Annotated in this window: 12 protein-coding genes; 8 read left to right on the plus strand and 4 right to left on the minus strand. The window is 49.2% G+C overall.

The genetic code is table 11. The features are described from left to right. Positions 1-29: 29 nt before the first annotated feature. Positions 30-683: a cell wall hydrolase gene (locus tag ACTHPM_RS05625; protein ID WP_440394212.1), complete on the minus strand. Its 654-nt coding sequence runs from the start codon at positions 681-683 to the stop codon at positions 30-32. 216 nt (positions 684-899) lie between these two features. On the opposite strand from ACTHPM_RS05625, the gene ACTHPM_RS05630 reads away from it, so the two are divergent. The 6 genes from ACTHPM_RS05630 (at position 900) to ACTHPM_RS05655 (ending at position 8,361) form a co-directional block, all read left to right on the plus strand. Next, on the plus strand, positions 900-3,221 hold the full coding sequence (locus ACTHPM_RS05630) for a helix-turn-helix domain-containing protein (RefSeq protein WP_440394213.1): 2,322 nt from the start codon (positions 900-902) through the stop codon (positions 3,219-3,221). A 295-nt stretch (positions 3,222-3,516) separates the two neighbouring features. Then, positions 3,517-4,374 carry an ABC transporter permease gene (locus ACTHPM_RS05635; RefSeq protein WP_440395361.1) on the plus strand — a complete coding sequence of 286 codons (858 nt, stop codon included), beginning with the start codon at positions 3,517-3,519 and terminating at the stop codon, positions 4,372-4,374. A gap of 14 nt (positions 4,375-4,388) precedes the next feature. Further along, complete coding sequence (locus tag ACTHPM_RS05640) at positions 4,389-5,249, plus strand: carbohydrate ABC transporter permease (protein ID WP_440394214.1); 861 nt, start codon at positions 4,389-4,391, stop codon at positions 5,247-5,249. Positions 5,250-5,324: 75 nt separating this feature from the next. Continuing rightward, positions 5,325-6,875, plus strand: coding sequence for an extracellular solute-binding protein (locus tag ACTHPM_RS05645; protein WP_440395362.1), 1,551 nt, complete (start codon positions 5,325-5,327; stop codon positions 6,873-6,875). 32 nt (positions 6,876-6,907) lie between these two features. Continuing rightward, a complete protein-coding gene (locus tag ACTHPM_RS05650) occupies positions 6,908-8,002 on the plus strand; it encodes an amidohydrolase family protein (protein ID WP_440394215.1) in 1,095 nt (364 codons plus the stop codon). Next, a complete protein-coding gene (locus tag ACTHPM_RS05655; protein WP_440394216.1) occupies positions 7,999-8,361 on the plus strand; it encodes a Rieske (2Fe-2S) protein in 363 nt (120 codons plus the stop codon). The genes ACTHPM_RS05650 and ACTHPM_RS05655 overlap by 4 nt, the downstream gene beginning before the upstream one ends. A gap of 144 nt (positions 8,362-8,505) precedes the next feature. On the opposite strand, the gene map is transcribed toward ACTHPM_RS05655, so the two are convergent. Together map and ACTHPM_RS05665 are read right to left on the minus strand one after the other, a co-directional pair. After that, positions 8,506-9,252, minus strand: coding sequence for a type I methionyl aminopeptidase (gene map, locus ACTHPM_RS05660; protein ID WP_440394217.1), 747 nt, complete (start codon positions 9,250-9,252; stop codon positions 8,506-8,508). A gap of 7 nt (positions 9,253-9,259) precedes the next feature. Beyond that, positions 9,260-9,844 carry a TetR/AcrR family transcriptional regulator gene (locus tag ACTHPM_RS05665; RefSeq protein WP_440394218.1) on the minus strand — a complete coding sequence of 195 codons (585 nt, stop codon included), beginning with the start codon at positions 9,842-9,844 and terminating at the stop codon, positions 9,260-9,262. Positions 9,845-10,052: 208 nt separating this feature from the next. Here ACTHPM_RS05665 and katA point away from each other — a divergent pair, with 208 nt between their 5' ends. Further along, positions 10,053-11,510, plus strand: a complete 1,458-nt coding sequence (gene katA / locus ACTHPM_RS05670) for a catalase KatA (RefSeq protein WP_440394219.1) — start codon at positions 10,053-10,055, stop codon at positions 11,508-11,510. A gap of 507 nt (positions 11,511-12,017) precedes the next feature. Next, positions 12,018-12,239, plus strand: a complete 222-nt coding sequence (locus ACTHPM_RS05675) for an XRE family transcriptional regulator (RefSeq protein ID WP_440394220.1) — start codon at positions 12,018-12,020, stop codon at positions 12,237-12,239. A 99-nt stretch (positions 12,240-12,338) separates the two neighbouring features. On the opposite strand, the gene ACTHPM_RS05680 is transcribed toward ACTHPM_RS05675, so the two are convergent. Then, on the minus strand, positions 12,339-13,721 hold the full coding sequence (locus ACTHPM_RS05680) for an SMI1/KNR4 family protein (RefSeq protein ID WP_440394221.1): 1,383 nt from the start codon (positions 13,719-13,721) through the stop codon (positions 12,339-12,341). Positions 13,722-13,978 lie beyond the last annotated feature (257 nt).

Here is a 13,978-nt window from a genome sequence, read left to right on the forward strand (position 1 = left end):
AGGTTCCCTTGGGCCTATGTACGTTGAAATCAAATGGCAAATACATGACGTCCGATATTTACGGTACGGGCGCGTGTCCAAATCCACTTATTCGTTGCCGTTCTCGGATTATAGTAATAGAGCGAGTTATGGGTCGGGTCCCATCCGCGCACAGCATCGATGGCGGCACGGTAAGCAGTTCGGTTCGGCTTCATGCCGTACTGGCCGTCGCTGACGGCGGTAAATGCGTTCTTCTGAAAGACAACGCCTTGAATTGTGTCCGGGAACTCGTCCGACTGGATCCGGTTCATGACGACGGCACCGACGGCTACCTGTCCTTTGTAGGACTCGCCGCGGGCTTCGCTGTAGATGATTTTAGCCATAATCTCCATATCGTTTTTGCTTAAGGTATACTTTCGGAGCTTTCTCCATGTAGTGGGACCGACTGTACCATCTGCCGCCGCGCCGTACTCCTTCTGGAATCGTTTGACGCTGGCCTCTGTCCCGGTGCCGAAATTTCCGTCAAGCGGGCCGGCATAGAGACCAAGCACCTGCAGACGGTACTGTAAATCTGAAACTTTGGGATCCTCGCTCCCTAATGAAAGGACTGGAGCTGCTTCGGCATGGTCAGCTTTCCATGCGAAGTTTTGAATGACTAGGAGGACGACGAAGATCGAAATCATCGTCCATTTTTTGGTTGTCATCGACATCATCTCCTTCACGAGGCATTATAACGGGAAATGGGTAGTGTAGGCAAAGTCATAAACTGGAAAATAAGTGGTAAAACCTTGCGGCTCTAAGCGAAATTTTGGAAAGATTAACATAAAAAAATATATATTTAGTGAGAATCGTTTAAAATAGGGATGAAATAATATTTCGTAATTCTGTTGGATTCATGAAATTTTATTAGGAGGATTGTCATGGTAAACCGTGTCTGGCAAACGTATCGCACTGTGCTGTTTTGTAGGTTCTTCGCTAATTACTTCGCGCTGATTCTTATCCCAGTCATCGTAGCCGCCGTACTGACTAATTTTTTTGTCGTCCGGTTGATTGAGCATGATGCGGAAAGATTGAACAATACCATCATGCAGCATTTCTCGGAACAAACCGATGACACCTTCGCCATTCTTGAACGTGACATGGTGAACATGCTGTCGGCGGTGAGCGTCAGGAACTTTCCGAGAACGCCGGACGATCCGGCCGAACTCATGCAGCACTTCGAATGGATCCACTCGCTTATGCAGCAAATGAATAAGCTGGATTCGGAACATTTGGTGTACAAATCGTTCCTGTACTTTGCGAGCGAAGATCTTGTCATTGACGGCAATACATACAACACCAAAGACGAGTATTTCAAGGAGCAGTATCCGGTAAAAGATACGGATTTACCATCCTACTTTGCCCATTTTACCGGCAAGAAGTCGATGGTTTTTACTAGACCGCACACCATATTCGAAAGGCCGCAATTCACCCGGGACACCGTCTCAACTCATTCCAACATCGCCATGCTGATGAGCTATCCATTCAACAGCACGAATCCCGACGTTTATTTGGTCGTGAATCTTGATTTGAATAAGCTTCGCGAGCTAATGGGCATTCAGGAGAAGTGGATAACGGATACGATGATGGTCAACTCGTCTGGCTCCGTCCTGATCTCTAGCGGATCATCCGAGCTGAAGCCTGATTCATTTGCAGCGATGTTCCATGCGATTCCGGAACAGACATTATTTTTAAACCCAAATAAGAAAGCGCTATCATTTACAAAATCTCGATTCAACGATACGTGGTACTATGTCAGCATGATTGATCTGTCCGCCTTAATGAAGCCTGCCAGCACGATTCGCATGATGACGTTCGCGCTGCTTGGCATGTTTATTGTCGTAGGCGGCTTCGTTTCTTATTATTTGAGCCGAAGGCTGTATAACCCGATCCGCGAAATTAAGACGGGATTGGAATCGCAGCATAATCATGATGACGACGCACCCGGCTCTCCCAGAGGCAACGAGTTCGATACGATAAAACGGTTTTCGCATTCGCTTATCTCGAAGAATAAAGAGCTGATACAGACGGTTAACGGCATGTTCCCGATTGTCCAGGAGCAGTTTATTGTTCGCGTGTTGTTTGGTGAATACCGGGACAGCCTGTCGATCGAATATTACGCCAAAGAAATTGCCTTCCCATACAAACCATTATCATCCGCAACGGTCCTATGCATCGATATCGAATACTATTCGCCATATGCGGAACAGCTGTCTGAGACGTCCAAGTCGTTTATGCTGGCGGAGATGAAGGAGAACATTCGCAAGCTGTCCCCCGCGATCATTTGGGTATGCCAGACACGTTCCGAGCAATTGTCCTGTGTATTGCATCACGATGAGAACCCGTTCTGCGACCCCTTGGAAACAGCGAATGTTATGAAGCAGCTCCTGGAGCATCCTTACTACAAAGCCTCCATTGGGATCGGGATCACGGTTCATTCTGTCGCTGCCCTCCATCAGTCATACAATCATGCGATTTCGATGCTCCATTATAAGAGTTTGCATGCTGGGGCCGAAATTTGCAGCGAACAAAGGGTGTGGAAGGAGCGAGCGTCAGGAGACAGTTTCTTGTCTTCTCAAGAAGTGAACCGGATCTTCAACAGGTATAAAGCAGGCGATTTCAAAAGCTTGCTTCAGTCCATGTTCGACCTGCTGGACGCCGGGATGCGGAGCAATGCGAACGCAAGCCAGATGAGGAACTTGGGCACCGATGTGCTGAATACTTGGGCCCGCGCTATCGAAAGCCAGCGAAACGATTTTGACATCTCGGTATATTCCGAGCTGTTTGCCGCCATCAACCGCTGTGTAACCTGGGAAGAAATGAGACACACGTTCCGGGAAATACACCACGCATTGTTTCAGAAGACCGAAGCGCCGGACCGGAAACAACAGTTTGGCGAAATTTTGGATTATATTCAGGCTCATTATAACGAAGAGCTTTCGATTGAATATTTCGCGGAACAAATGAACATGTCCGCCGGGCATTTCAGCCGCATGTTCAAGGAAGAGGTGGGCGAGAAGTATGTGGAATACATCGCCAAGTACAGGATTTCGAAGGCAAAGCAATTTTTGCTCGAAACGGATATGAAAATCGACGATATTGCCGGACAAATTGGCTATTGGGGGAGGAACTCGTTCATCCGTAATTTCCGCCGTTACGAAGGAATTACCCCGGCCAAATATCGCACGATTCATCAAACGTGAGTCTTCTTTTTTTCGATGTCTCATTTTTTGCACCTGCTTATCATGCAAGTGGCGTTCTTATGCGGGTTGTAAAAATGAAGACATCCCGAAAACATGATGCTTTACCCGCGGCGTGTCACAACCTATAGTCAGAGCAACGATTCGGCTCGCGTTCAAACGCCTGCCAAAGGAGGTGAAACCGTTGTCATTGAATCGAAGCGATGCCGCGAACACACAAATACCAGCCCGTATCCCTAGTCAAAAAGGGGTTTCTCTCCGATTTAAGCTGAAGAAGTACAGAACTTTATATTTGTTGATGCTGCCCGGCATCCTGTATTACATCCTCTTCAAATACGCACCGATGTACGGGGTGATCATCGCGTTTCAGAATTTCTCGATTGGCCGTGGTATCTTGGGCAGCAAGTTTGTCGGCCTGCAGCATTTCATTGATTTTTTCGTCAACACGCCGGATGCCTGGAAGCTGGTCCGCAATACGGTCATGCTCAATGTGTACGATCTGCTGTTTCGTTTTCCGGCACCGATTATTCTTGCCTTGCTGTTCCATGAAATCCGAATCCGGAAGTTCAAATGGTTCGTGCAGAGCGTCAGCTACATGCCTCACTTTCTGTCAACCGTCGTAATCGCCGGCATTATGGTGACCTTTTTGTCGCAGCAGACCGGAATCGTGAATCATCTGCTCGACTGGCTCGGCTTCGGGCGAATCATGTTTCTTGGAGAGCCCGGATGGTTCCGTACGATTTATGTAGGCTCGGAAATTTGGCAGACGATCGGCTGGGGCACCATCCTGTATTTGGCGGCTATTGCCGGCGTCGATCCGACCTTGTATGAGGCTGCTAAAATCGACGGCGCCAACCGGTTTCAGCAAATGCGTCATGTGACCTTGATCGGCATGATTCCGGTTATGATCGTCCTGTTCGTCCTGACGCTGAGCCACTTTATGGAAACTGGCTTCCAAAAAATTATGCTGCTCTACAATCCGATGACCTATGAGACCGCGGATGTCCTCAACACATACATTTATCGCCGCGGCATCCTTTCCGCTGACTTCAGCTTTGCTACGGCTGTCGGTTTGTTCCAGTCGGTGATCGGATTTGTGCTCGTCGTCTCCGCGAACCGAGTCGTCAAGAAATTTTCGGACACAAGTCTTTGGTGAAGGGGGCCGAGAAAATGAAAATCAAGGAAAGCTTCGGCTCGAAGCTGTTTGACGCTGTCAACATCCTCCTCATGGCCGCCCTGATTATCGTGATGGTATATCCACTCGTATATGTGTTCTCCGCTTCCATCAGTGATAACGCGATGGTCATGAGCGGGCAGGTCGTTCTCTGGCCCAAAGCGATCAATTGGGTTGCTTATGAGCGGCTCCTCAGCAATCCGGATCTATGGATCAGCTATTGGAACACGATTCGCTATACGGCGGTTCAAACCTTCTTATCACTCGCCGTTACGTCAGCCATGGCTTATCCGCTCGCCAAAAAGGGGCTCCCAGGCCGTCCGCTGATATTGTTTCTGGCTGCCTTCACGCTGATGTTCGGCGGGGGGATGATCCCGACCTTCCTTGTGGTGCAGAAACTGGGACTGCTTGATACGATGTGGGCGATCGTGCTGCCGTCGCTAGTCAGCACGTGGTATTTGTTTATCATGCGCACCTTTTTCGAGGGATTGCCGGATGAGCTTGAAGATGCCGCTACGATGGATGGCTGCGGTACGATGCAGGTGTTCCTGCGGATTGTACTGCCGCTATCGCTCCCGGTACTCGTCTCCATCGGTTTGTTCACCGCCGTCAACCAATGGAACTCGTTCTTCGATGCGCTGATCTATTTGAACGACCGGAGCATGTATCCTTTGCAGATCATGCTGCGCAATATCATTATCGCCGGTTCAAATGTGCAGGGCGAAGGCAACACGGACTATATTGAGACGCTGAAATACGCCATGATCACTATTGCTACGTTGCCGATACTATGCGTGTATCCGTTCATTCAAAAATACTTCGTACAAGGCACCATGATCGGCGGGATCAAAGGGTAGATGCATATTCCGCTGGAGTCTATTCCTATATAACCGATGTCATTATAAGGAGGGTGTAAATAAGTGAGTAAACGAATGATGGCCATCATACTCTCTGCCGTGATGCTGAGCGTTCTGACCGCGGGCTGCAGTGGGAAAGGCGGGGCGAAAGAAGGGGCAGATGGCGGAGGGACAGACTCGCAAAAGCCAATAACCTTCTCCTGGCTCGTTTATGATCGTACGGAAGGAAAGGTAAAGAACGATTGGGAGATTTTCAAGCAAATCGAAGCGAAGACGGGCGTCAAGGTGGATTGGCAGGTCGTCAGCCAAGAAGGCTTGACGGAGAAGCGGCAGATTATGATCGCTACCAACACGATCACTGATTTTAGTCAGCCGACGAATCAAGAGGCCAGAGAGAACGGCCCGGAGAAAGTGTTCCTGAATTTGAACGATTATTTGGATATCGCGCCTAATCTCAAAAAGTTTTACGATACGTATCCCGAAGCGAAAGCCGTGGCAACAGGTGCGGACGGCGGCATCTACAACGTTCCTGTACTCGAGGGTGATCCCGCAGGGAAAGGCTTCAATTATATTTGGATGGCGCGCAAAGATTTGATGGATAAATACAGCTTGAAGGCCCCGACGAATCTCAATGAATTTTATCAGTTTCTGAAAGACCTGAAGGCAAAAGAGCCGGACAGCTACCCGCTCAGCTTCAATACACCGGTCACGGCGGATACCGGAATGTATACCGTATTCGGAAAGATATTCACGGGTATTTCGGGCTTTTTCAATCAAAATCCGACGGAAGATAAATACGAGTTCGCGCCGTACAATAGCGGTTATAAGGATGCACTTGTATTTATGAATAAGCTGTATGCCGAACAGCTGCTAGACCCGGAATTTTATTTGTTAACTCAGGATCAGTGGCAAGAACGGTTCTTAAAAGGAAAGTCGTCCGTAACCTACTTCTGGAAAGCGGAAGTGAACCCGACGATCGAGAAGGCGAAGCAAGCCGGCACCCCGGATTACGATCTGGACGCGCTTCCCGAGTTTGCCGCAGACGGCGTAAAGACCTACCAGTTTTCCCGTCCGGTTGTAGGATCGGTGGGGCGGGCCATCTCGGCGAAAGTCAAAGATAAGGAAAGAGCCGTCAAATTTCTGGACTATCTGGTGAGTGAAGAAGGCACCCGTTATTTGTCGCTCGGCATCGAAGGCAAATCGTATACCGTTGAAAACGGGGAGCCTGTCTACATGAAAGAGTTCGGAGTTAGCCCCTATGTGCCGCTGCGCCGTGATTTCGGCGTCTGGTACGATAACATTTCACTGAACAACGCACTGGCACGCCAAACGTGGGAGAGGGGCCTCGACGACAAGAGCAAAACGATCAACAGCAGCTACGAAAAGTTCATCATCCCTGCGCCTAAGGCGCTCGTGAAGACGACGGAAGAGCTTGATCTGGAAAAATCGAAGCTGACCCCGCTCACCAAGTTTCTGGAACAGAAAATTACGGAATTCGTCACAGGCAAGACGCCGATTACCGACGCGAACTACCAGCAGTTTTTGGACCAATTGAAGCAGCTCGGCGCCGATGAACTGTTGGATATGTATAATACGTCATATAAGCGCACGTATGGTTCTAAATAAGCGGCCAGACTTTAGCCGAAGGAGGGCATGGAATGCGATCCGCACCGTTTATCGTTGATGCTGACATCCACAATGCGATCGACAAGCTGCAGGACTTGCTGCCTTATTTACCGAAGGTATGGCACCAACAATGGCTCGAAAGCGGGATTGGTGTGCATGGGCAGTATTATTCGCCCGTTGGTGTGTTGCGACAGGACGCAAAGACCGACAGTGGCGCTACGCCTGGAAGCGATCCGCGGTTTGTCCTGAAGCACTATATGGAACCGTTCGGAATCCATTACGGCATACTGACTGGCGGGGGAGAACAAGGCCTCTCCCTTCACGCCGATCCGGACTATGCGAATGCCGTAGCCGCCGCCTTCAACGATTGGCTGGCGGATCAATGGCTCAGCGTCAGCCCGAAATTCAAAGGATCCATCCAGATCAATCATTCCGATCCGGCCGAAGCCGTCAAAGAGATTGACAGGATGGGCACGCATCCGGACATGGTGCAGGTCGTGATGGGAAGCGGAGCACGAATGCCGTACGGCAACCGCTTCTACCATCCGATCTACGAAGCGGCGGAACGGAATGGACTGCCGGTGGCCATTCATCCCGGTACGGAAGGGAAGGGGATATCCGGCCCTCCGACACCTGCCGGGTACCCGTCCAGGTATATGGAATGGCACAATATTCTGCCAGCCAATTTCATGACTCATATCAATAGTCTGGTGTGCGAAGGGGTATTCGAAAAATATCCGAAGCTCAAATTTGTAGCGATTGAAGGCGGCATAGCCTGGCTGCCCCATTTGATGTGGCGCATGGACAAAAACTACAAAGCGCTTCGCGATACCACGCCGTGGCTTAAGCGTCTGCCATCGGAGTATATTGTGGAGCATGTGCGGGTAACAACGCAGCCGATCGAAGAACCGAAGAAGACGGAACATCTGCTGCAGATTTTTGAGATGATGCATGCCGAACAGATCGCCATGTTCTCGTCCGACTACCCGCATTGGGATTTCGACAATCCGAAGGTCGTACTTAGAGGTCTTCCTCAGAAGTTGAAAGAACGTATTCTAGGGTATACCGCGGCAGAGCTGTACGGCTTCACGATCCCGGAGGAGCACAAGGGGGCGGAGCCCTCATGAGAGTGAAAGTGGCAGAGCCGGGTGCGATTAGCGACGGCGGTAGACTTATCGTAAAAGTGAAAGAGATGGAAATCGGCCTGTTTCGGATCGAAGGTGAATACTATGCGTGGCGTAACGTTTGTCCGCATGCCGCGGCGCCGGTATGCGCGGGAGCGATACGGGGGACCCGGCTTCCTTCCGGGGTTTACGATTATCATTACGGGTTGGAGAATCGGGTCCTGCGCTGCCCCTGGCACGGCTGGGAGTTCGACCTCGTGAGCGGCCATCACCTGGCTGCTGGCAGCGACGCGAAGCTGCGCGGTTATCCAGTGGAAACCGACGATAATGGGGTGTATGTCGTGCTCAGCGAGCGGAATTGAGGTTTGATTAGCACTAAGGATATGATTCTACAGCTTTAACGAATGAAGAAAGATACTCTTCTGCATACGAACAAAAAGGTCGACCATTTCGCTGGTCGACCTTTAATTTTTCTATTGTATTTCAATTGTACTTAGACCCTATTTCTATTGCGCGGTCAAAATTTGCGGGCCTTCAGCCGTGATGGCGATCGTATGCTCGTACTGGGCGGCGAGCTTGCCATCCATCGTCCGTGCGGTCCAGCCATCTGGATCGATTGTCATGGAATAGGTGCCTTCGGTAATCATAGGCTCGATCGTGAATACCATTCCTTCCTTGATACGGAGGCCTTTACCCGGCTTGCCGACATGCATATAAGTCGGCTCCTCGTGCAGGTCGCGGCCGATGCCATGAGCAAGAAGGTCGCGTACGACGCCGAAACCGTGTGATTCCGCATGCCGCTGAATCGCGCTTGTCACGTCGCCCAGTCGATTGCCGGGCTGGGCCTGCCCGATACCCAGGTCAAGACACTCCTTCGTGACACGCATCAGCTTCTCGGCCGTCTGAGAAATCTGTCCGACCGCATAACTCCACGCCGAATCGCCGAGCCAGCCATCGAGCTCAGCGACCGTGTCGATCGTCACGATATCGCCTTCTTCAAGTGGCTTACTGCTGGGGAAGCCATGTGCGATCAAATCATTGGCGGAAGCACAGGTCGCATATGGATAGCCCCTATAGCCTTTCTGGTATGGCTTGGCGCCGTGCTTCAGCATAATGTCCTCGAATATACGCTCAATCTCGTTGGTGGTAATACCCGGTTGGATAAGCGGCGCGATGGTCCGATGGCATTCAGCCACCACTTGGCATGCCTTGCGGATCGCCTCTATTTCATGCTTGCTTTTTAAAATCACCATGTTCGTATCAGGACTCCTTCGTCATAGCTTGCATTGCGAGTCGGGCAATTCGATCGACGTCCAGGTCGGAATTGCCCGCATAGTAGTACAGCCCACAGCAACCAACCATTACGGCTAGCATATGGTCCACGCTGTCGTCTTCGCACTGGGCAATCGCTTGAAGCGGGACGTACAGCCGTTCCATAAAGCGTTCCTTGGCGTGGGATCGATCCTTTTCAGGCAGGCCTGCATAATGTTCCGCCGCCATTTTGTAGACGAGATATGCCCGGGCGTCCGATTGCCATAGCCGGAGCAGCTCTTTACAATACGCCAACAACGGGCAGTCATCCGAGGAGCTGCCACGGATGTACGACCATTGTGCGATCACCTGCTCGCATCGCTCGAAGCCGCTTTCTAACACATCTTCTATTAATAAATGACGGTTGGGATAATAATGGTAAACGGTACCGTAACCAAGACCTGCCTCGCGGGCGACGTCGCGAATATCAAAGCTGCCGCCCGTGCGAAAGTATGAGCGCGCAGCGACGTCCAGAATCTGCTCTCTGCGCTGCATGCGGATGAGCTCATTTTGTTGTTTGGTACGGGGGCACATCGCGTGTTAACCTCCTTGTTTAGACCTGCATATTTGTCAATATAAAAAGTGTAATGCATAGGAAGCTGAAATGCAAAGGATTTATTCGGGAAGTCGTAATCACCTTAATTATAATTATTATAAATAGATATTGACTTTAAACTGATAAATGTTATCATTTGTTTATGAGGTTTTTGATTATCATAATTGCGTAAAAGGTGGAGAGCTGATGAATACGAATCATTCCGATAATAAACTGACAACAAGCTGGGGAGCCCCGGTGGGGGACAATCAGAATTCCATCACGGCCGGACATCGCGGTCCTACCCTCATTCAAGATGTTCATTTGCTGGAGAAATTAGCCCACTTTAACCGCGAGAGAGTGCCTGAGCGTGTCGTACATGCGAAGGGTGCCGGAGCGCACGGTTATTTTGAATTGACCAATGACATGTCTAAGTACACTAAAGCGAAGCTGTTCCATGACGCGGGCAAGCGGACCGACCTCTTTGTCCGTTTTTCGACCGTAGCGGGAGAACTGGGCTCCGCAGATACCGTTCGCGACCCTCGTGGATTTGCCGTGAAGTTCTACACCGAGGAAGGCAATTACGATATCGTCGGCAACAATACGCCCGTGTTTTTCATCCGCGACGCGATTAAATTCCCTGACTTTATCCATACTCAAAAGCGCGATCCGAGAACGCACCTGAAAAATCCGAACGCTGTATGGGATTTCTGGTCCTTATCGCCTGAGTCTCTGCACCAGGTAACCTACCTGATGGGAGACCGCGGCATTCCGGCAACACTGCGGCATATGCACGGTTTCGGAAGCCATACGTTCAAATGGGTTAACGAACAGGGAGAAGGGGTGTGGGTTCAATATCACTTTAAGACGAATCAGGGCGTGAGAAACCTGGATCCGGATCTGGCGGCAAAGCTGGCCGGCGAAAATCCCGACTACCACATTCAAGATTTGCATCAGGCGATAGAAGCAGGAGACTTTCCGTCCTGGACGCTGTACGTCCAGATCATGCCTTTGGAAGATGCGAATACGTATCGGTTCGATCCGTTTGACGTTACCAAGACGTGGTCTCATAAGGATTATCCGCTAATCGAGGTTGGACAAATGGTGCTCGACCGGAATCCGGAGAACTATTTTGCTGAAGTGGAGCAGGCAACGTTCTCTCCTGGCAACCTGGTACCCGGCGTTGAACCGTCTCCGGATAAAATGCTGCAGGGCCGCCTGTTCGCTTATGCGGATGCACACCGTTACCGCGTAGGAGCGAACCACAATCAACTGCCGATCAACAGACCGAAAGTGCCGGTCAACAACTATCAACGCGACGGATACATGAACTCGGGAACAAACGGCGGAGGATCAGTGTATTACGAACCTAACAGCTACAACGGTCCGAAGGAAGATCCGCACGCCAAAATAACTCCGTTCGAAGTTTACGGTACTGCGGCCCAAACGTCATACGATCATAACGATCACTATACGCAAGCCGGAGACTTATACCGCTTGATGAGTGAAGAAGAGAAGGCCCGCCTCATCCGGAACATCGTAGAAGCAATGAAGCCGGTGGAACTCGAAGAAATCAAACTGCGCCAAATATCCCATTTCTACAAAGCGGACCCGGATTACGGAACCCGCGTTGCCGAAGGATTGGGCTTGACCGTTCAAGCGTAAGGCCGCAGCAGCAGCTTTGCCCCTAAAGACGGCAGCCGCAGGGATCGAGGCGACGAACAAATGAATGGAAAGGGTGAACAGGGATGAACCTTCAGAACAGTGTATGTCTCATTTGCCACCAGCCGATCAAAAATTTGAAGCATACGATCATTTGCGGCTGTGGGAGCAGAATCAAAACCAAAATCAAGTAAAACTGAATCCAATCCAGAAATCTTACCCGTGTAAAGTATCGAGGAATAATAACATCGCATGGACAGAAAGCCGCTAAATTAGCGGCTTTTTTTTCATAGAAGATGATAATGCTACACTGACTAGGGATAAACGTGAGCTGATTGCTTGTACAAAAGACAGTTTCTATGGCTCTCCTAATGAATATTTATCCACCTCATGACCTTGTCAGAAGGAAGGAGCAACTACGAAAAGTAGGGGCACAGCAAAAGTATATTCATGCCGGCATTGGACAACGCTTAAGGTTAGGATTATTTTAGCGGGAGGTCGTTGTGCTTCATGAAATTCGAACTGGGACGTTGCTTACTGAATGAACGTTTGAAGGAATCCGGAAAGTCTGCGGAATGGCTGGCCCAACACTTGCTTTTCAAGCCGGAACGCGTGTACGATTATATGGATCATAAAAGGGTGATGCCACTCAAAATGGCTATATCGATCGCCGATTCCCTCGATTGTGATATTCGTGCCTTGTATGAATTGATTCCGGTGAATGGAAGTTGAATCCATATATAGAGGCTTTTTATAGCATTTCATATGGAAAAGAGCCCGCTTTGAAAGCGAGCTCTTTTCTCTTTTGCATTCAAAAGCATAAGCTTAAGTTTAGCCTTCCTTTAACTTGTTCATTACTTCTTCTGCATACGAATCGGTGAAGCGAATCATCCCGTGATCCTGTACAATCCGTCCTTCCTTAATGCGCTGATCAAGCCAATCCGTAATAAAAGCGGGAGCATATCCACCTTGACCGAATTCTCCGCCAAAAGCGATCATGTTCTGATAGGCTGCCACATACTGGTCACGACTGGTATCCGGATATGACTTGGTATATAACCAAAACTGCACATCATACATGACATAGGATAATTCATCTGCATGAAAAGAAAAATGGCCTTTTTCCTCAACAACCCGTGTACAAATGCTCCGGATTTTCTGTTCGACTTGTTCCACTTCGGTTACCCGGGAGCACAGCTCCTCCAGCAGAGGAGAAAATTTGCCGTTCGCTACTTTATCCAGAGCTTCTTCTTTGTCTTCTTCAAAAGTATCATATTGTTCTTCGTTTACTAAGCCTTTGATAAACTCTTCAAAATTATCGGCAAGGAAGGTAATCTCATAATCATCTTCTTGATCGACGTGTACCACTTCTGGTTCACCATCTCTGCCGCAAGCTCGGTAATCCAGCATGACGACATCATGACCTGCTGAAGGACAATCGCAGATCACCACTCCAATTTCGGGATATCCCCATTCCTCAATCATAAACGGACTGCCCAGATCTCCGCATAAGGAATAGCTTTTCTCGCGCCCGATACCCATGATACCTGTAATGGCAATATGATCTTCAGCCCAGGAAGTCGGTTCCTCTGTCGGAAAGCAAGTGTGCCTTGGCACTCCGCCATTCTGCTGCTTCATTAAATGAATATAAGAGGAGGGAAGCTTATAACCAAGCTCTTTCTCAATCGAATCGATGAGTTCATCCGTGGGAGGCTCTGATTGATAAGACTCTTTTGCATACTCGCTGTCCTCCCACAAATCCGTTAGAGACATATCTGAAAAAGGAACCTTTCCCTCTGCGGAATCGCCACACTTCAAGGATTCTTTCTTCTTGGCAAGCCGGAGTTCTTCTCTTTTCTGCTTCTCTGACCGTTGAATGCTCTGTCTTAAAAAGAACTCAGTATTTGGATCTCCGGACTCTAATTCATCCGATTGGCGGAAAGCTCGAGCCGCTTCCTCATACCGTTTTAAATAATAGAGTGCATACCCTACCCGATAATGCCATAGGGCGTCCACTTTTCCTGCCTCCGCAATGTGATCAAATTGCTCGAGCGCTTCCTCATAAAGCCCCAAATTGTTATAGGCTCTGGCCAATAGGCTGATCATTTCATAGTCTCGTTCTTCATCAGGAATGGCTTCGAGCGAATCGACAATTCGCTGATGTTCGTCTTCTTCATGCCACTCGTTCAATTGATCTTTAAGCTTTTGTTCCATTTGTACCTCCTATAGGTTTATATTTAGAAAAACACGATATGTATCTGGCAGCCTTTCCCTTAAAATAGTAACATCTAAATAAAATGAATTAAAGTTTAACCCTGCTTCTCATTGATTCCATCCGGAATACAGGAGAAGTGCTTTCCCTTTCTTTAGTTCAATTTTATCTATACAAGAAGGATCCTAGAGGTTATCGACGATCAGGCCCATTCGATATGGCATGGATGATGAGGAATGGGCCTGCAAATTTTAATTTA

The sequence above is a fragment of the Paenibacillus sp. SAFN-054 genome, assembly GCF_051966755.1.
GTDB lineage: Bacteria > Bacillota > Bacilli > Paenibacillales > Paenibacillaceae > Paenibacillus_AQ.